The organism is Ruegeria sp. G7, assembly GCF_056535465.1.
Window position 1 is genome coordinate 1,271,497 of sequence record NZ_JBQFIL010000001.1, and the last position, 18,718, is coordinate 1,290,214.

The following is an 18,718-nucleotide window of genomic DNA, read 5'->3' on the forward strand; positions in this document are numbered from 1 at the left end:
GTTGGGGTGGTGATCCCACCGGCAGTTCAGCGGGGCAACAGATCGACCCAAACTAGCCGATGGCGGCTGGCGGCTTCTGCGGTCGCACGCTCTGACGGCGGGGGCCAGTAGACGCCCGATCCCTGGATCGCCCAATCTGCCGAAGGTAGAACATAGTCAACGCGCATTTCGCCAACCCCTTTCCAGAAAACCGTCGCTGACGATCCTGCGGCATCTGTCGGCACCGGGTCTTGCAGCAGAGGGTGGCTCAGCAGGCTATGGATCGCTTCTTTGCGGCCTTCGCCGCGGGATGGGTCGAGATTGGCGTCCCCCGCGATGATAAAGCGGTCTGAAGGGGCGGGCCCGAGGCTCTGGTCGAGCACCGCAGACCACAACCGAATCTCATCCCGGTTGCGCAATCCGTTTCGGTCTTCGGGGCCGTCGAACACCGGCGGGCTGGCATGGAAGGTCATTAAATCGACACGACCGGCAGGGGTGATGATGGGAATGATCCAATGCGCGGTCGAGGACAGGCGCTGTATCTTTTGCGCCCGATCCGAAGGGAAGGCGCCCTCCCGCGAAACAGGAAGTTCCGCGCCCGGTAGATCGCGCCAGAGCAGATCGGAATATGACTGCACCTGATCCGATACGATATCATAGCGCGACAGCACAGCCAGCCCTCCCTGACCTGTGAATCGCCCCCAACCCTGAGCGTCGCCCGGTCCGCCGGTTCGGCCATCTCCGTCCAGATCGATCGCGGTTTCAATCCCCGAATTGGGCTGTGCTGCAAAGCTATGGGTATAGCTCAGCCCGGCATCTCCCAACGCATCCTGTAGAGCCGACAGCGTCAGCCCCTCCAGATCCCAATCGATCCCCTGCAAGGCCACAATGTCCGGTCGCGTTTCAGCAAGCACCTCGATCACCGCATCGACCTGTGCATCGCCGCGCCGGATATCGCGCAGCAACAGGCCGGGGCCGTCTCGGCTGAGTTCCGTGTTGTAGGTGGCTACGCGCAATGGCTCTGCCTGTGCCGCAAGCGGCAGCAACAGCACAAAGAGGGCGCGGATCATGCGATCTGCGTGGTCTCGGACGTGGAGTATGCGCGGCGCTTTTCAACAATCAGGCTGGCGATGCGCAGCGTCGCCATTCCCCGCATAATCATGCTGGCGGGCAAGAACGCCCAGGCGCAAAGAGTCCAGATCAGGGTCTGCGGGTTGCTGAGCGCTATAGGCGTCGCAAAAGTGGCCAGCAGCTTGATCACGCCCGGGATCAGGAAGGGCAACAACGCACCAATGGCGATATTCAGCCGCCCGTCCCGCTGTAGGCGGGCGACAACATCGCCGCCCTTGGTCGGGTCGAACAGGGGCAGGTTGGTCCAGACATTGAATGCCCCGTTTCCGGTCGGCCAGCCCCGCAGTTTCACGGCGTAGGCAAAGCTGGCGATGGTCACCAAAGCGGCCACATAGGCGATGCTGGCAGAGATGCGGACCAGTTCGATCAGAGGCTGGCTGGCATTATCGGGAAGCATCAGAACCACGAGGCGCACGGGCGAGTAGGGGAAATCTGCCACATTCGCGACCATCAGGCCGGTCGAATAGAACAGGCTGGTCATCTGCGTTGGCGCATAGACGTTCTTGCAGATCATGGTCAGGAACGTGACCATCGAAACAAGCCCAACAAAGCGCAGGCGGTTCACGGGCGGGGCGTCACGGAATTCGATAAAGCTGGGAAAGGCCGAGTTGTATTCGGAGAACGTCAAAAGGAATGCTAGAATCGCAAGGAACACCACAATCTCGGTGCCGTTCGATGTCGAAGCTGGCAGGTACAACGCGGGGGTGAGCACCATCAGAGCCACCAAAATTCCACGTATCGCCGCCCCCGTGGTGCGTGCAATCACAATCCGAACCCTTTTTTCCAAACCGGAGCTGCCAATTCTAAAGTCGGCTTCGCTTCCAAGCTTGTGCTCACCGTTCTTTTTACTGACGGTTACCTCGTTATCGCTAAGATTGACGATAAGCGGTATTTCGCTCAAGCCGCTGTGCAGAAAACACGCAATTTCGGGCAAAATGATGGCGCAACTGGTGCGGGATTGCATCATTTTTGACGCAAATCGGGCGTGTATCTCAAAGTGAGACCTAAATCTGGTATGTTCTTAGATTTCAACCCCTAAAAGAAGATGGGGCCGCTCTTGCGACCCCATCAGGTTGAGTATCCACAGATTCGCCCACAAGAATCAGACCCAGGGGCGGGCCTGACTCGCGTGATCTTCGAATCTGTCGATGTGATGATCTTTCTCCATGGTCAGGCCGATATCGTCCAGACCGTTCAGCAGGCAGTGCTTGCGGTGTGGATCGATGTCGAATTCGATGACCACACCATCCGAGGTTGTGATCTGCTGATCTTCCAGATGCACGGTCATCCGGGCGTTCTCGCCCTTGTGCGCGTCTTCCATCAGGATCGCATGATGCTCTTCTTGGACGACAATGGGCAGGATGCCGTTTTTGAAGCAGTTGTTGAAGAAGATGTCGGCAAAGCTGGTCGAGATCACCACCTTGATGCCGAAATCCTTGATCGCCCAGGGCGCATGTTCGCGTGAGGATCCGCAGCCGAAATTGTCACCGGCCACCAAAATCTCGGTGTTGCGATAGGCGGGCTTGTTCAGAACGAAATCCTCGTTCTCGCCGCCATGATCGTGATAGCGCATCTCGTCAAACAGCACGACGCCAAGGCCGGACCGTTTGATGGTTTTTAGGTGCACTTTGGGGATGATCATATCGGTGTCGATATTGATCAGCGGCATCGGGGCGGCCACGCCGTGGACTTTTTCAAACTTTTCCATCTCTACACTCCTGCGGGGTAGGGCCGCGCCCGTGCCCCGCGTTTAAGCTTCTTTCGCTTCTGTTGTTTCGTCTTTGGGTGCGTTCTTGACGAAGAAGGCCATGAAGACCAGGCCGAACCCGTTGAACAGCATCTCGATGCCCAGGAAGATCCCCAGGATGCTCAGCAATGCCTGCGGTTCCTGTCCGACATAGCTCCAGATGATGCCTGCCAGAATGATCGACAGCACGCCCGAGATGATGGTCGGCCAGAAGAACTGTGTGCCCTTCATCTGGAATGACAGGATGATCCGCGCGATGCCGCCTGCCATGAACAGGATCAGCATCACGGTAGCCAGTGTCAGCGTGCCCTGCAGCGGATGATCCAGAAAGGACCAGCCCAGAAACAGCATGACCGCACCCATGATGAGTGACAGGATCTTGTTGCCAACGCCTTCGACGGTAAAGCCGCCGACGACCTGCAAGACGCCCGAGATCAGTAGCAACACACCAGTCACGACCGTGACGGCTACGGATGCCACCACAGGCGCGCCCAGCACAAAGATGCCGAACGCTATGGACAGAAGCCCCAGCAGGAGCCATTTGATCCAGTCACTCATTTGTTCAATCCCTCAAATATCTAGATATGAGCGGACCTTACATCAATTCACGAACGTCTGTAAGACGTCCCGTGATCGCCGCTGCGGCGGCCATCGCGGGGCTTAGCAGGTGGGTCCGTCCACCCCGTCCTTGACGCCCTTCGAAGTTGCGGTTCGAGGTCGCGGCGCAGCGCTCGCCCGGTTGCAACTGGTCGGGGTTCATCGCCAGACACATGGAACATCCAGCAAGACGCCATTCGAAACCGGCCTCTTTGAAGATGTCGGCCAGACCTTCTTCTTCGGCCTGAGCCCGAACAAGACCCGAACCGGGTACGACCATGGCCCGCATGCCTTCCTTGATCTTCTTGCCCTTCAGGATTTCAGCCGCAGCGCGCAGATCTTCGATCCGTCCATTGGTGCACGATCCGATGAAGACGGTGTCGACCTCAACTTCGCTCAGCTTCTGACCCGCTTCCAGACCCATATACTCAATCGAGCGACGGGCCGCATCGACCTTGCCACCTTCGAAATCTTCGGGGTGCGGCACGGTTGCGGTGATCGGCAGCACATCCTCGGGGCTGGTACCCCACGTGACAACAGGCGCAATGTCTTCACCGCGCAGGGTCACGACCTTGTCGAAATGCGCGCCTTCGTCGGTGTAAAGCGTTTTCCACCAATCCATCGCTGCTTCCCACTGGGCGCCTTTCGGGGCATGGGGGCGGCCTTTGACATATTCGAACGTGGTCTCATCCGGCGCGATCAGGCCCGCGCGTGCGCCGCCTTCGATGGCCATGTTGCAGACGGTCATACGACCTTCCATCGAAAGGTCGCGGATTGCTTCGCCGCAATATTCGATGACATAGCCAGTGCCGCCAGCGGTTCCGGTCTCACCGATCACGGCCAGAGTGATGTCTTTGGCGGTCACGCCCGGCTGCAGTTTGCCGGTGATCTCGACCTTCATGTTCTTGGACTTCTTCTGGATCAGGGTCTGGGTGGCCAGAACGTGCTCAACCTCGGACGTCCCGATGCCGTGGGCCAGAGCACCAAACGCGCCGTGGGTAGCGGTGTGGCTGTCGCCGCAAACAACGGTCATGCCGGGCAGGGTCCAGCCTTGCTCGGGGCCGACGATGTGAACGATACCCTGACGGACGTCGTGCACAGGATAGTAGTGGATGCCGAAATCTTTGGCGTTCTTGTCCAGCGCTTCGACCTGAATGCGCGATTCGGGGTTTTCGATCCCGTTCACGCGGTCCGGTGTGGTCGGCACGTTATGGTCCGGCACGGCGATGGTCTTTTCCGGCGCGCGTACCTTGCGGCCCGCCATGCGCAGGCCTTCGAACGCCTGCGGACTGGTCACTTCGTGCACCAGATGGCGGTCGATATACAGCAGGCAGGTGCCATCATCGGCTTCGTGCGCGACATGGGCATCCCAGATCTTGTCATAGAGTGTTTTGGGGGACATCTGTCCTCTCCCCGTATGTAAATGAGAAATAGCTGGCGAGGTGGCTTAGGCCGCGGATAGCCGGGCCAGAACCGTGCGGGCAGCCCCAAAGAACCGTTCGCGCAGGCGCGCGCGATCTTCCAGGTTCTGCTGTTGGGCCACATTGAGTCTCATGCGCACCAGATATAACGGGGTTTGCCGTCAATCAAGGTTCAATCCGGGTACGGGCTTGCATCCCCTCACACGGATGGCCAAGCTGATGGCCATGAACCAGGATCTGTTACCGGAAACGCTGTCCGAGCTTTTTGCCAATATGACGGCGGCCTTCTCAGCACAATTCTCAAATCTGATCGAACTGGTCGTTACGCCGGGGTGGCGGCAATACCAGCTGGTCATTATCCTGTTCCTCTGGCTGCTGGCTTTCTTGCTGAGGCTTCTGACCCAAAACCGGTGGGAGGCATGGGCCCGCGCCCGCATCGGCTGGCCGAAATGGCGGCTGCGCATTCTTATCCAACTGATGCGACGCCTGACGCTGGTCTATTTCGTGATGCTGTCCTGGGGTCTTTATTGGGTGATGCAGCAGACGACATGGCCCTCGCGCAGCTACATCATCGGTGTTTTCGCCACGCTGGCTGCGGCCTGGCTGGCGATTGCGCTGGTCTCGCGATTAGTCCGCAACCGCACGCTGAGGCAGATCTTCAAGTGGTCGATGTGGGTCTATGCCACGCTGATTGCGCTGAACCTGACCGATGACGTGGCCGGGTTTCTGGATGGTGTCGCGATTTCCATCGGGGATTTGCACATCTCGGCGCTGGGCATTCTCAAGGCGATTTTGCTGATCGGTATTCTGCTGACGCTGGCGCGGCTTGGAACGCGCGCCGCCGAGCGGGGTCTGAAAAACAATGACGACATCACGCCTTCGATGCAGGTGCTGTTGGCCAAAGGCATCCAGGTGCTGCTGTATGGCGCGGTTTTCATGGCCGCGATCCGAACGCTTGGGTTTGACCTGACCGGCATTGCACTGCTGTCCGGTGCGATAGGTGTGGGGATCGGGTTCGGGCTGCAGAAGGTGGTCTCGAACCTAATTTCTGGCATCATCATTCTGATGGACCGGTCGATCAAGCCCGGCGATGTGATCTCGCTGGGGGATACGTTCGGCTGGATCAACTCACTGGGCGCGCGCTATGTCTCGGTGGTGACGCGGGATGGGCGGGAATATCTGATCCCGAACGAAGACCTGATCACCAATCAGGTGGTGAACTGGTCGCATTCGGACAAGTTCGTGCGGCTGGATCTGAATTTCGGCACCAGTTACGGCGATGACCCGCACAAGGTTCGTGCCACGGCCATCCGGTCGGTGAAAACCGTGGGTCGGGTGCTGAGCGGAGGGTCACATGAGCCGGTCTGCCATATCATCGGGTTCGGCGACAGCAGCGTGGACTATGTCCTGCGGTTCTGGATCAGCGACCCGACCAAGGGGCTGACCAATATCCGGGGCAATGTCTACCTGGCCCTTTGGGATGCGTTTCAGGCCGAAAACATTTCGTTGCCGTTCCCGCAGCGCGAGGTGCGGCTGCTGCCGGACGACGCAGACGCGCAACAGCTCGCCAAAGAGTGAGGGGGCGTCACGGCCCAGCGCCGCCTGTTCATTGAAATGTTGCATTCCCCTTGTTACCTTAATAGGACCCCAGCGCCGGGGATTTGGCGGCGCGCAGCAAAGGAGGACTATGTCCTGTCTCTACATACACAGGCGGGTTTGCCCGCCGATGACGGGGCCAGTGTGATGGCCCACTCTCAGTCAATCAGCGACAAGCTGCTTGAACGTATCCTTTCCTCACTTTCCGATGACAAGGCCGAAGACGTTGTGCAGATCAACCTGCAGGGCAAGTCTTCTGTTGCGGATCACATGGTGATTGCCTCGGGTCGGTCGACCCGTCAGGTCGCAGCCATGGCGGAAAAGCTAACGGATCGCATCAAGCAGGAATTCGGTTTCACCTCGAAGGTCGAAGGCAAGGATGCCGGCGACTGGGTGTTGATCGATACGGGCGATGTCATCGTCCATATCTTCCGCCCCGAAGTGCGTGAATTCTATCAGCTGGAAAAGATGTGGCAGCCTCAGGGCGGCAGCGCCTCGGCGAACTGAGGCGCCATCCCGGTCCGTATTGAGGGGCCGGAGGCGAGAGAGATATGCGGATCAGCATAGTTGCGGTCGGGCGATTGCGCGCCGGACCGGAGAAGTCCCTGCTTGATGATTACCTGACCCGATTTGACCGGACCGGCCGCGGTCTGGGCCTTGGTCCCGCGCGGATGATTGAGGTCGAGGACAAGAAAAACGCAGGTATGGGGGCCGAGGCTGCGTTATTGCGCAAGGCGCTGCCCAAAGGAGCTGTGATCTGTACGCTGGACGAGCGCGGGCGGGTGCTGTCTTCGCCAGACTTTGCGAACAAGCTGGGCAAATGGCGCGACGCCGGTCGGCAGGATCTGGCGCTGATCATTGGCGGAGCAGACGGAATCGATCCCTCACTGCGCGCCGAGGCAGATTTTTCGATCTCGTTCGGGTCGATGGTCTGGCCCCATATGCTGGTCCGTGTGATGCTGGCCGAGCAACTGTATCGGGCTGCAACCATCCTCTCGGGCGGCCCTTATCACCGGGTCTGAGACATGGCGCAGCTTCTGATCGTTTACCATTCGCGCACGGGCGGGGCCCGGCAGATGGCCGAGGCCGCAGCCGAGGCCGCGCGAGATGAGGCCGATACGATCTTGAAAACCGCCGATCAAGCGAGGCCGGAGGATCTACTGGCCGCCGACGGCTATATCTTCTGCGCCCCCGAAAACCTCGCTGCGATTTCGGGCCTTATGAAAGAGTTCTTCGATCGCAGCTATTACCCCGTGCTGGGCAAGATCGAAGGTCGCCCCTATGCCCAGATGATCTGCGCCGGGTCCGACGGGCAGAACGCAGCCCGTCAGATCGCCCGCATCGCAACCGGCTGGCGGCTAAAAGAGGTGCAGCCGCCGCTGATCCTGTGCACCCACGCGCAAACGCCCGAGGCGATTCTGGCTGAAAAGACCATTCCGCAGCATCAACTGGATCAATGCCGCGAGATCGGCGCGGCGCTGGGCGCGGGTCTGACGATGGGCGTGTTCTAGTTCAAATCAACCACAAAGGTCTCTTTCGCCCAGCCATCCACATTGGTCCGGGCCTGAACCTGTACCTGAGACGTGCCTGCCGGGATCGCGACACCGCTGAGTGACCGGGTGAAGGGCTGTTCGTTCTCATGCGGGTGATGCAGCACGCGCATCCCCAGCTCGGTCCCCTCCATATCCAACACGCGCCAGCCGTCGGCATAGTCGTCCCAGCCGGTTTCGGGGTGTGACACGGTCACGTCGAATCGCCAGGTATCGCCGCTCTGGCTGGCGGTGACGTTCTCGATGACGGGATCATCGGCAAGGGCGGGGCTGGCCAGAAGGGCGGCAAGAATCACATATCGCATAGCGTGAATGTACGGGTTTGCAGGCCGAATTGGGATCACGACTGTGTGTGGGTGCCCTGTTTCATCAGGATCGACCGCGATTGCGAGGCAAATTCGCGGCGATAGAGAACACCAAAGGTGATCGCCGCGCCGATCATCAGGGCGACCGGGCCAAGGATCCACGCGAGCGAGGCCAGCGCGAAATAGGTCGCCCGCAAGGCGCGGTTGAAGCTGCGGGCGGCAGTGACGCAGATTTCGGCCGCCTGTGCGGCACGCGGATAAGCGGCGGGGTCTTCGGGTTCATTGGGCACCGCTGCCATCAGGATCGCGCAATATCCGAATAAACGATGGGCCCAGACATATTTGAGGAAGGCATTCGCGAGAAAAAGGATTACAATCAATATCTTGATCTCCCATACCACAGCGGGTGCGCTGCCGATGGCCAGATCGTTCGCGACACCGGCCAGACGTTCGGTGTTGCCCAACAGCGCCAAACCGCCCCCTATCGCGATCATGGTCGTCGAGGCGAAAAACGTGCTGCCCTGTCGCATCGCCGCAACGACCTGCGCGTCGAACATGCGGGGCTGCCGCGTTACCATTTCCCGCATCCAGCCACGCCGAAAATCATCCATCATCATCGCGACGGATTGTTTGTGGGGCGATGGGTTCTCGATCCGCCAACCGATCCCCAGCCACGCGCCAAGCAGCAGGGCGATGGCCAGGTAATCCAGCGGTGAGAACAGGGCTGCGCGGTCGATCCAGGTCATGGCGCGACAGTAGGCGGGCGGATGCGAACTTGCCAGATGGATAAATTGGTAATATTATTTTACCAAATTGGAGGTCAGCCATGGAAATGCCCACCCCAAACCCCGCCGTTTTGCGCCGCAAAGCCCAGCTTGTCACGCGTCTGTCGCGGGTTTTGCCCAAGGATGCGATCATTCATGATCCGGCCGAGACCCGTGCCTATGAGTGTGACGCTCTGACCGCCTATCGCTGCCCGCCGATGCTGGCTGTGCTGCCGTCGAATACGCAGGAGGTCTCGGACGTTCTGCGCATCTGTCATGACGAAGGGGTGCCGGTGGTGCCACGCGGGTCGGGCACCTCGCTGGCTGGGGGGGCCTTGCCCACCGCCGATTGCGTCATTCTGGGCGTGGCGCGGATGAATGAGGTGCTGGAGGTCGATTATGACAATCGCTTCATCAAGGTGCAGACCGGCCGGACCAACCTGAGCGTCACCGGCGCGGTGGAGGAACAGGATTTCTTTTACGCGCCCGACCCGTCCTCGCAACTCGCCTGCGCGATTGCAGGCAATATCGCAATGAACTCGGGCGGGGCGCATTGTCTGAAATACGGCGTGACGACGAACAACCTGCTGGGCGTGACTATGGTGATGATGGATGGTCGCGTGGTCGAGATCGGCGGTGCCCATCTGGATGCCCCGGGGCTGGACCTTCTGGGCGTGATCTGCGGGTCGGAAGGGCAACTGGGTGTCGTGACCGAGGCCACGCTGCGTATCCTGCGCAAGCCCGAGGGGGCGCGGCCCGTCCTGATGGGGTTTGATGACAATGAGGTCGCGGGGCAATGTGTCTCTGATATCATCAAATCGGGCATTCTGCCGGTCGCGATCGAGTTCATGGACCGGTTGTGCATTCAGGCCTGCGAAAACTTTGCCCATGCCGGATATCCTGATTGCGAGGCGTTGCTGATTGTCGAAGTCGAGGGGTCAGAGGCCGAGATCGACTATCAGTTGTCAAAGATCATCGAGATCGCGAAGCGGCACAATCCGGTGGAACTGCGCGAAAGCCAATCCGCTGAGGAGAGTGCGAAGATCTGGCTTGGCCGAAAATCGGCTTTTGGCGCGATGGGGCAGATGAACGATTACATGTGTCTGGACGGAACGATTCCCGTGTCCGCCCTGCCCGCCGTGCTGCGCCGGATCGGTGAGTTGAGCGAAGATTACGGTTTGCCTGTTGGCAATGTGTTCCATGCGGGCGACGGGAACATGCATCCTCTGATCCTGTTTGACGCCAACAAGCCCGGTGATCTTGAGAAATGCGAGGCGTTTGGGGCGGAGATTCTGAAACTCTGTGTGGATGAAGGCGGGTGTCTGACCGGCGAGCATGGGGTGGGGATCGAAAAGCGCGACCTGATGCATCATCAATATGCGCCCGCCGATCTTGAGGCGCAAATGGCGGTCAAGGATGTGTTCGATCCCGCATGGCTGCTGAACCCTGCGAAGGTGTTCCCGCTGGACGTTTCCGAAGGTCGACGGATGGCCGCAGAGTAGAGGGCCCTGCCTCTGTCGCACAGGCGCGGCTTCCCCCGAAGTAATCTTGAACAGAAGAAATGATATGGCACCAGAGACAGAAGCGGAACTGGCTGAACTTGTAACGGGCTTGAAGGCGCCTGTTTGCATTGTCGGGGGCGGGACACGCGGCGTAACCGGAGCAGCGCCATCGCTGAGCACTGCTGGCCTGAGTGGCATCACGCTTTATGAGCCGGGTGCATTGACGCTGGTGGCGCGGGCGGGCACGCCGCTGGCCGAGATCGAGGCTGCGTTGGAAGCGGAAGGTCAGCAATTGGCCTTTGAGCCGATGGACCATCGTGGCTTGCTGGGCTGCACGGGCGTGCCGACCATTGGCGGGGTTGTCGCGGCGAATGTTTCGGGGCCCCGGCGCATTCAGGCCGGGGCATGCCGGGATTTTCTGCTGGGTGTGCGCTTTGTTGATGGGCGCGGGCAGGTGGTCAAGAACGGTGGTCGCGTGATGAAGAACGTCACCGGCTACGATCTGGTCAAGCTGATGGCCGGGTCATGGGGCACGTTGGGCGTTTTGACCGAGGTTTCGTTGAAAGTGCTTCCCAAGCCTGATCGGGTTGCGACGCTGTCGCTTGCGGTGGGGGATGCCGAGACTGCGGTGCGTGTGCTCTCGCAGGCGTTGAAATCGCCGTTTGAGGTAAGCGGCGCAGCATATGACCCAGGTGATCAAAGGGCCTTTGTCAGAGTCGAGGGCTTTGCCGACTCGGTTGAATATCGATGTAGCAAACTGGCCGCTGACCTGCAGCAGTTCGGCCCGGTCTCGGAAGAGGCTGATCCCGCAGCGGTTTGGAACGCCATACGTGACGTGCGCGCCTTTCATGGCTCGCAAGGAGATATCTGGCGCGTGTCGGTCAAGCCAAGTGATGCGCCAGAGATTGCAACGCGCGCTCGTGCCGAGCAGCTGTTGTTCGACTGGGGGGGCGGATTGATCTGGATGCGTGTTGCAGCCGGTACGGATTTGAGGAACCGGCTGGGCGAATTCTCGGGTCACGCCACACTGGTGCGCGCAGAGCGTCAGACCTTCGAAACCCTGAGCCGCTTTCAGCCCGAGGCCCCGACAGTCTCGGCTCTGGCACAGGCTCTGCGCGCGAAATTCGATCCGCGCGGTTTGTTTAATCCGGGCCTGATGGGGTAGGCGATGCAAACAAGTTTTACGGAAGAGCAACTGCAGAATCCGGCAATCCAGCGCTCGAACGAGATTCTGAGGAGCTGCGTTCATTGCGGGTTTTGCACCGCGACCTGCCCCACCTATCAGGTGTTGGGCGACGAGTTGGATAGCCCGCGCGGGCGCATTTATCTGATCAAGGACATGCTGGAGAATGAGCGTGTTCCGGACGAAAAAACGGTCAAACATATCGACCGGTGTCTCTCGTGCCTGGCGTGCATGACAACCTGCCCTTCGGGCGTGCACTACATGCATCTGGTTGATCATGCGCGAGAATACATCGAAGCAAACTACAGGCGACCGCTGACAGATCGTATGCTGCGCTGGGTTCTGGCCCGGATATTGCCTTATCCGATGCGTTTCCGCTGGGCGCTGATCGGGGCTAAGCTTGGCCGTCCTTTCCGGTTTCTCATGCCGGACGCCAGGTTAAAAGCGATGTTGGACATGGCGCCGAAGCATATCCCGCCGGTCAGCCGCAACGATGATCCGCAGAGCTTTTTGCCCAAGGGACCCCGAAAGAAGCGTGTGGCCCTGATGACGGGGTGTGCGCAGAAGGCACTGAATACCGATATCAATGATGCCACGATTCGCCTGCTGACGCGTCTGGGATGTGAGGTCGTGATTGCTGACGGGGCAGGGTGCTGTGGCGCGCTGACCCATCACATGGGTAAGACCGTGGAAAGTCACCACGCGGCTGCCGCCAATATCAGGGCCTGGGTTGCCGAGATGGATGCGGACGGGCTGGACGCGATTGTCATAAACACATCCGGATGCGGTACGACGGTGAAAGACTATGGCCACATGTTCCGCAACGATCCTCTGGCGGCGGATGCCGCGCGTGTTGCAGGGATCGCGATGGATATCAGCGAGCTGCTGATGCAACTCGATCTGCCCGAACAGATGGATCAGAATTTGGTCGTCGCATATCATGCGGCCTGCTCTTTGCAACATGGCCAACAGATCAAGTCGCATCCCAAGACCCTGCTGAAAAAGGCCGGATTCACCGTAGTAGAGCCTGCTGACAGCCATCTGTGTTGTGGAAGTGCCGGGACATACAACCTGATGCAGCCCGAAATCTCGGCCAAGCTGAAACAGCGCAAGCTGCAGACGCTTGAGGCCAAGAAACCAGATGTGATTGCAGCCGGAAACATCGGCTGCATGATGCAGATCGGTTCCGGCACTGCGATACCTGTTGTGCATACGGTGGAATTGCTGGATTGGGCGACCGGCGGGCCACGCCCGCGCGCCATGGCTGCGGGGCAACCGGTGGTGCCTGTTCTGCGCTGATCTTTGAGACATCACAGGGTGCTGCGCATTTCTGATATTGCCCTAATTTTGCCGCACCTCACGCGTACGACTCGGCGCTGGACCCAATGACCGGAGGCCCCCGTGCGCAATTGGATTGCGGCTTTTGTAATCAGCCTGCTGCCCTTGGTCGTGCAGGCGCAGGATACCAGACTGGAGCGCCTCGAGACCTCGCATGCCGGGCGCGCTTGGATGGCGGTTGGCCGTCTGGATATCGACGGTACAGGCTTCTGCACGGGTGCCTTGATCTCTCCCACATTGGTGCTGACGGCGGCGCATTGTCTGTTCGATAAGGTCACCAAGCAGCCCATCGACCCCGCACGGATCGAGTTTCTGGCCGGCTGGCGATTGGGGCATGCGCTGGCGTATCGGGCCGCGCTGCGCACCGTGGTGCATCCTGATTATGAATTTGATGGCGGGGCGTCGGTCACGCGTGTACGCCACGACATCGCGTTGATCGAGCTCCGACAGCCGATCCGCATCACGTCGGTCGTCCCGTTCGAAACCGGCCACCGCCCCGCGCATGGGGAAGACGTGGGCGTTGTTTCTTACGCGCACGACCGGGCCGAGGCACCCTCGCTGCAAGAGGTGTGTTCGGTGATGGCGCGGCAGGCAGGCGTTCTGGTGATGTCCTGCGATGTTGATTTCGGCGCCTCGGGCGCACCTGTCTTTTCGTTTGAAGGGGACCGCCCGCGTATCGTTTCGGTCGTCGCCGCCAAGGCTGAAATGGACGGGCGTCGCGTCGCACTGGGAACGGCGCTTGAGCAATCGTTGGAATTGCTGCAGGCCGAGTTGTCGCAAGGGCGTGGATTGCGCGCGTCGACGGGCCCGGGGTCTACAAATCTGGGGGCGAAATTTCTGAAACCATGAGCCGCATATTCCTATCCATAGTCTTGCTTGTTTCCATTTGTCTTACCGCAGCGCAGGCGCAGAACAGCGGCAAACGCCGTCTGACCGATCGCGACGATCTGTATGGCTGGGAGGCGGTCGGACGATTGGATATCGGGAATGACGGTTTCTGCACCGGCACCCTGATCGCGAAGGATTTGGTGCTGACCGCTGCCCATTGCGCCTTGGATCGCGCGACCGGAAAACCATATGCGCCGGGGAAGGTGACCTTTCGCGCTGGCCTAAGCGATGGCCAAGCTTTGGCAGAGCGCAAGGTGATCCAGATTGCGGCCCATCAGGACTATGTCGCCAACGCGCCGGTTTCGGCCGAGAACGTCCGCGTTGATGTGGCTCTGATGCGTCTGGAAGAGCCTATTCCCTATGCCATTGCAAACCCGTTCGCTTTGTATTCCGGACGTGTTCTCAATAACGAGATCAGCGTCGCCTCTTATGGGCGTGGCCGCGCCGAGGCGATTACGCGTCAGCGGTCGTGCAACATCGTTGAACGTGGTCAGGGGCTGATCGCGTTCAATTGCGATGTGACCTTCGGGTCGTCAGGGTCTGCGATACTGGCCAGAAACGGGCCGCGCTGGCAGATCCTTTCGGTTGTCTCGGCCGTTGCCTGGAACGGACCACAGAAGGTGGGCTACGGGATGGAACTCGCGGGCATTGTGGCCGAGCTGAAGGGCGCCATGCGCCGGGATGCCCCGCGCCCGACGGCGACGATACGACGGCTGCAACCGGGCTCTGACAAGTCCAGTTCAGGTGCGAAGTTCATCAGCGCAGGCGGGTCTTGAACCCTGTCAACTCTCTTCCCATCTGAGGTGTATCGGGTCGCCTGAACAGGGGCCCGCGTAACCCAGTGCCCGTCCGTGACGGAGGGCCGTTTTGCACATCGCTCAGGAAAGAGGATATGACATATGCGTACATTTGATTTTGCACCGCTGCACCGCGCTACCATCGGGTTTGACCGCGTCGCAGACATGATGGATCGGGTTCTGACCAATGACGTGGCCCAGCCAAGCTATCCGCCATACAACATCGAAAAGACCGAGGCCGACACCTATCGCATCTCGGTAGCCGTCGCCGGTTTTTCCGAGGCCGATCTGTCGGTCGAAGTTAAGGAAAGCGCACTGATCGTTGCGGGCAAGAAAGCCGCCGACCAACCCGAGCGCAACTATTTGCATCGCGGTATCGCCACGCGCGCGTTCGAGCGTCGCTTTGCCCTTGCCGACCATGTTCGCGTCACCGGCGCAAGCCATGAGGATGGCATGTTGAACATCGATCTGAAGCGCGAAGTGCCCGAAGCGCTGAAACCGCGCCGGATCGAGATTTCGAATGGCAAAGCCATCGAAAAAGATGTGGTCGATGCCAAAGCCGTGAACTGAGGCACTTGATCACTTTGCGACGGCCCTGCCTCTGTGGCCTGTCGCAGACTGCACGCCCCGCGTACCTCCAGGCGCGGGGCGTTGTGTTTTAGCCAACAAAGCACTTTCTTGTTCTACCTGGCGCTTAGTAACCTCGTGAAATGCACGCTCTGGTTTCATGTCCCCTTGTTTCTTCCACACGGCCCTGCCAGATTTGAGGGATTGGCTGTCTCAGGTTGTTGATGTTTCGACATTTTGTTCCGCTCTTGCTTTTGTCCCTACCGGCTCTGAGCTCGGCTGAAGTTTTGCCTCCGGCCATGGCTGAAGACTATTCTGGCATGGTCGGTGATGGTCCAACGCTGAATATGGGGTTGGTAAGAAACGGAAATTCTGCAGACAATGATCTCGGGGGCACCAATCTGCGAGATGCGTTTCGGGGCGCGAAAGGGAACGACGTTCTGGTCGGATACGACTCTTACGACACCTATACTTTTGAGCTGGGTGATGGAGCGGACACTATTGTCGATCACAGTACCTCGGGCAATCGGATTAGATTTCGCGATGTGCCAGAGGAAATGGTTGAAAGGACAGAGGTACCCGGCTTCAACGGAGAAACGGATCTGCTACTCATTTACGGAGAAACAGATGCAATTCGTATCGTAGGGTGGTCTGAACTATCTGATGAGACGAAATCTGCTTGGACAATCGAACATGTTTTTGTTCCAAAAGCAGAACCTGCTTCGGAAAGGCCAAATCCCATAGTAAATCTACTAAATGATCCCCGGGCAGTGGGTATGATACTGCTTTTTTTGTTTATCAGTTGTTTCCCATTGGCACGGCTGCTTTGGCTTCGTTGGCGTAACCAATAGCGATCTGGACTGGATCTTCTAACCTGCATCACTTCCAATCCTGAATCGAAAAACCCTGCACAATTGCTGCGCAGGGTAGGTTTGGTATTCGGGAATGATCGTCAGTTCCCGGCGGTCACTGACCCAATCGACCAGAACATGGTCTCGCCTGAGGCATCGTCGACGCCGTCATTGTCAGTCATCACAAACGCCTCGCCCGAAGGCAGGATGGCCAGACCTTCGATCTTGTCCAGAACGTAGCCTCCGGTCGAGGTCAGGTCGGGCAGCAGGTCGCGGACCTCTTGCTTGCTGACCACGGGCAGGGGGCCGCCCAGCGGGGCCGGGGTCATTTCGGACAGCGGGATGCGGTAGACCTTTTTGGTCACGGCGCGGTGGTCATGCTGGTTGTCGCGTTCGATGACATAGATATGATCGCCGAAGGCTGCGATTTCCGACAGTCCGACCCAGCCGGTTTCGGGCTGGGCTTTGGGATAGTGCACGGCACCCCACTCGCCGCTTTCCAGATTGTAAGCCACCAGTTTGACATGGTTTGCCGGGTCGTCCTTCCATTCGCGCTGTACGGCCATCCACAAGGTGTCACCGACTTTGGTGATGCCTTCAAAGCCAAAGCGTTTCTCGACAGCCATCAACTCGGCAGGCAGGCCGATCTCGCCCTTGCGGTCCTTGATCAGACCATCCGCGCTGACATGGTAGATCGCATGCGGGATGACCCGGTCGGTGCGGCCTTCGGAGGCGACATAGAAGCCACCGTTGCCATCCAGCGTGATGCCCTCAAGGTCCAGCTTTTGTGCCGGGTTGCCGTCCTGGCGGTGGATGCGGATCACGTCCACGATGCGAGCGGGCTGCTGGCTTGGGTCGATCTTGAAGATCGAGGGCTGGAAACCGTAAAAGCTGTCATTGACCGCATAGATCATGCCGTCCGCGTCTGCCACCAGACCGGACAGAGCACCCCATCCGATCAGCTCATCCGCGCCCTCTGACGTGAGATGGGGATAGGTTGCGGGCGCATCCTGATATTCGAAAATCGAGATATGGGCGCGCGGGCCGCCATCTTCGATCAGGTCTTTTTCGTTGGCCGAGATCAGCAAGTTACGCTCGGGGATCGCTACATAGCCTTCAGGGCCGACGCCCGAGGGCAGCAGCTGTTTCAGCACCGGGTTTGCCGGATCGGTGGCGTCGTAGACACCCACGACCGAGGCACGCTCGGCCCCCACAAAGATCATCGGTGTACCGCCGAAGGTGGCTGCGGTCACGCTTTCGGGCTCGACCCCTTTGCTGTCCGAGCGTTTGTCGGGGTAGTGACCGATCTGGATAATGGCTTTCTCGAAATCGGTGCCGTTCTCGTAAACGACGGTGCCGTCCTTGTGGAAGATCGTCCAGCCGCGTGAGCCGCCCTCATAGTCGCCTTCATTGGCGGTGGCGAAGTGGTTATCGTCGATCCATTTCACCGCATCGGGTTCACGCAGGCGACCCGGTTGGTTTTCGGTGAAGATCAGTGCGCCGCGCTCATCGGTGGCGTCAATGCCCTCCAGATCCACGCTTCCGGCCGAGAAATGGCTTATCACGGTGCCATCCTTGCCCACAACTGCGATGTGGTTGTTTTCCTGCAGGGTGACGACGGTTTCACCAAGGCTGTTGATGTCTACGAATTCAGGTTCGGGGTCGGTCGGAGCAACCTCGGCCAGACCGGTTAGTGAGGCCATCTTCATACCCGCGCAATCCAGCGCGCCGTCTTTCAGCGGAACAAGTGCCAGCTCACCTGCGGGAAGCTGCGGGATGATGCCATCGTTCAGATCTTCGTCGCGCTCATTCTCGATCGCCACGGCGACAAAGCTGGCATCGGGCGAGATGGCGACGCTGTCGGGCTGACCGCCCAGATCACAGGCACCGGTTTCGGTCTTGCCCGCGATATCGACTGCGATCAGCTTGCCCGACGGCGCGGTATAGCTTTCCGAAGTGTTGACACCCACAAAGGCCGTTGCGCCAACGATCCCAACGGATGTCGGCTCGCCGCCCACCTCCATCGCACCCAAAGGCGCGGGTTTTGCAGGATCGGTGATGTCGACCATGCCGATCACGCCAAGCGGGCTGTCAGTATAGACCAATGTCATGCCATCTGCAGTGGCCGCGATAATTTCGGGCGAGGTTTCGCGGTTGGTATCCGCGCCCTCGGCCATGTTTTTTACGACGGGGAAAGACGCAATTCGGTTGAAATTCATCTCTGCCGCAGCCTGACCAGCAGTCAGGGCAAGGGCAGATGTCAGGCAGACAAAGCGCAACGACATCGGTTGGTATCCTCTCTCACTTGGGCCCAAGTGGGATGGACGCACATTGTTGCGCGATCGTGACGGTTTTGATTCAGTTTGATGACAAGTTGCACAGCTGCCGCGCCGGTTCTTTTACCTGTGCCGTTCGATTGACCCGCCTATCTTTTTGTCCCCGAGTTTGCCAATCTTTCACTGATTTTAGAGCCCGAGGGGATGTAAATAGGCGTAACATTCC

At 59.3% G+C, this 18,718-nt stretch carries 20 protein-coding genes; 11 read left to right on the top strand and 9 right to left on the bottom strand.

The annotated features are described in order from the left end of the window. Positions 1-26: 26 nt before the first annotated feature. The 6 genes from ACR3EN_RS06330 to ACR3EN_RS06355 form a co-directional block, all read right to left on the bottom strand. Entirely contained in the window at positions 27-1,049 is a 1,023-nt protein-coding gene (locus ACR3EN_RS06330) for an endonuclease/exonuclease/phosphatase family protein (protein ID WP_480823166.1), read from the bottom strand. Further along, entirely contained in the window at positions 1,046-1,876 is an 831-nt protein-coding gene (locus ACR3EN_RS06335) for a hypothetical protein (RefSeq protein WP_480843500.1), read from the bottom strand. Before ACR3EN_RS06335 ends, ACR3EN_RS06330 begins: the two co-directional genes overlap by 4 nt. Before the next feature lie 336 nt (positions 1,877-2,212). After that, a complete protein-coding gene (leuD, locus tag ACR3EN_RS06340) occupies positions 2,213-2,818 on the bottom strand; it encodes a 3-isopropylmalate dehydratase small subunit (protein ID WP_480823170.1) in 606 nt (201 codons plus the stop codon). Positions 2,819-2,860: 42 nt separating this feature from the next. Continuing rightward, positions 2,861-3,415: an HdeD family acid-resistance protein gene (locus ACR3EN_RS06345; protein WP_480823172.1), complete on the bottom strand. Its 555-nt coding sequence runs from the start codon at positions 3,413-3,415 to the stop codon at positions 2,861-2,863. A 37-nt stretch (positions 3,416-3,452) separates the two neighbouring features. Next, entirely contained in the window at positions 3,453-4,856 is a 1,404-nt protein-coding gene (leuC, locus tag ACR3EN_RS06350; protein ID WP_480823174.1) for a 3-isopropylmalate dehydratase large subunit, read from the bottom strand. Between the two features lie 45 nt (positions 4,857-4,901). After that, complete coding sequence (locus tag ACR3EN_RS06355; protein WP_170334591.1) at positions 4,902-5,009, bottom strand: isopropylmalate isomerase; 108 nt, start codon at positions 5,007-5,009, stop codon at positions 4,902-4,904. Between the two features lie 91 nt (positions 5,010-5,100). Between ACR3EN_RS06355 and ACR3EN_RS06360 the strand changes: the two genes are divergently transcribed. From ACR3EN_RS06360 to ACR3EN_RS06375, 4 genes are all read left to right on the top strand, one after another. Further along, positions 5,101-6,453 (top strand): mechanosensitive ion channel family protein, encoded by a 1,353-nt coding sequence (locus ACR3EN_RS06360; RefSeq protein ID WP_480823176.1) that lies wholly within the window; start codon positions 5,101-5,103, stop codon positions 6,451-6,453. Positions 6,454-6,618: 165 nt separating this feature from the next. Beyond that, positions 6,619-6,978 (top strand): ribosome silencing factor, encoded by a 360-nt coding sequence (gene rsfS / locus ACR3EN_RS06365; protein WP_480823178.1) that lies wholly within the window; start codon positions 6,619-6,621, stop codon positions 6,976-6,978. Positions 6,979-7,022: 44 nt separating this feature from the next. Next, the gene (gene rlmH / locus ACR3EN_RS06370; protein WP_480823180.1) at positions 7,023-7,493 is read left to right on the top strand and encodes a 23S rRNA (pseudouridine(1915)-N(3))-methyltransferase RlmH; all 471 of its coding nucleotides are present in this window, start codon (positions 7,023-7,025) and stop codon (positions 7,491-7,493) included. Between the two features lie 3 nt (positions 7,494-7,496). Continuing rightward, complete coding sequence (locus tag ACR3EN_RS06375; protein ID WP_480823182.1) at positions 7,497-7,982, top strand: flavodoxin family protein; 486 nt, start codon at positions 7,497-7,499, stop codon at positions 7,980-7,982. Here the strand turns inward: ACR3EN_RS06375 and ACR3EN_RS06380 are convergent. Together ACR3EN_RS06380 and ACR3EN_RS06385 are read right to left on the bottom strand one after the other, a co-directional pair. After that, positions 7,979-8,326 (bottom strand): hypothetical protein, encoded by a 348-nt coding sequence (locus ACR3EN_RS06380; RefSeq protein ID WP_480823184.1) that lies wholly within the window; start codon positions 8,324-8,326, stop codon positions 7,979-7,981. The two genes, ACR3EN_RS06375 and ACR3EN_RS06380, sit on opposite strands and share 4 nt — an antisense overlap. Positions 8,327-8,361: 35 nt before the next feature. Continuing rightward, a complete protein-coding gene (locus ACR3EN_RS06385) occupies positions 8,362-9,072 on the bottom strand; it encodes a DUF599 domain-containing protein (RefSeq protein ID WP_480823186.1) in 711 nt (236 codons plus the stop codon). An 80-nt stretch (positions 9,073-9,152) separates the two neighbouring features. Here ACR3EN_RS06385 and ACR3EN_RS06390 point away from each other — a divergent pair, with 80 nt between their 5' ends. The 7 genes from ACR3EN_RS06390 to ACR3EN_RS06420 all read left to right on the top strand — a co-directional run bounded on the left by ACR3EN_RS06390 (position 9,153) and on the right by ACR3EN_RS06420 (position 16,216). Then, complete coding sequence (locus ACR3EN_RS06390) at positions 9,153-10,592, top strand: FAD-linked oxidase C-terminal domain-containing protein (RefSeq protein WP_480823188.1); 1,440 nt, start codon at positions 9,153-9,155, stop codon at positions 10,590-10,592. A gap of 64 nt (positions 10,593-10,656) precedes the next feature. After that, the gene (gene glcE / locus ACR3EN_RS06395; RefSeq protein ID WP_480823190.1) at positions 10,657-11,757 is read left to right on the top strand and encodes a glycolate oxidase subunit GlcE; all 1,101 of its coding nucleotides are present in this window, start codon (positions 10,657-10,659) and stop codon (positions 11,755-11,757) included. A 3-nt stretch (positions 11,758-11,760) separates the two neighbouring features. Continuing rightward, positions 11,761-13,074, top strand: coding sequence for a glycolate oxidase subunit GlcF (glcF, locus tag ACR3EN_RS06400; RefSeq protein ID WP_480823192.1), 1,314 nt, complete (start codon positions 11,761-11,763; stop codon positions 13,072-13,074). Between the two features lie 102 nt (positions 13,075-13,176). After that, positions 13,177-13,962, top strand: a complete 786-nt coding sequence (locus ACR3EN_RS06405; RefSeq protein WP_480823194.1) for a trypsin-like serine peptidase — start codon at positions 13,177-13,179, stop codon at positions 13,960-13,962. Positions 13,963-13,985: 23 nt separating this feature from the next. Further along, a complete protein-coding gene (locus ACR3EN_RS06410) occupies positions 13,986-14,777 on the top strand; it encodes a trypsin-like serine peptidase (protein ID WP_480843502.1) in 792 nt (263 codons plus the stop codon). Between the two features lie 123 nt (positions 14,778-14,900). Further along, a complete protein-coding gene (locus tag ACR3EN_RS06415; RefSeq protein WP_480823198.1) occupies positions 14,901-15,368 on the top strand; it encodes an Hsp20 family protein in 468 nt (155 codons plus the stop codon). A gap of 296 nt (positions 15,369-15,664) precedes the next feature. Next, positions 15,665-16,216 (top strand): hypothetical protein, encoded by a 552-nt coding sequence (locus tag ACR3EN_RS06420; protein WP_480823200.1) that lies wholly within the window; start codon positions 15,665-15,667, stop codon positions 16,214-16,216. Between the two features lie 101 nt (positions 16,217-16,317). Here ACR3EN_RS06420 and ACR3EN_RS06425 read toward each other — a convergent pair whose 3' ends face one another. After that, positions 16,318-18,501, bottom strand: coding sequence for an esterase-like activity of phytase family protein (locus ACR3EN_RS06425; RefSeq protein WP_480823202.1), 2,184 nt, complete (start codon positions 18,499-18,501; stop codon positions 16,318-16,320). Positions 18,502-18,718: the final 217 nt, after the last annotated feature.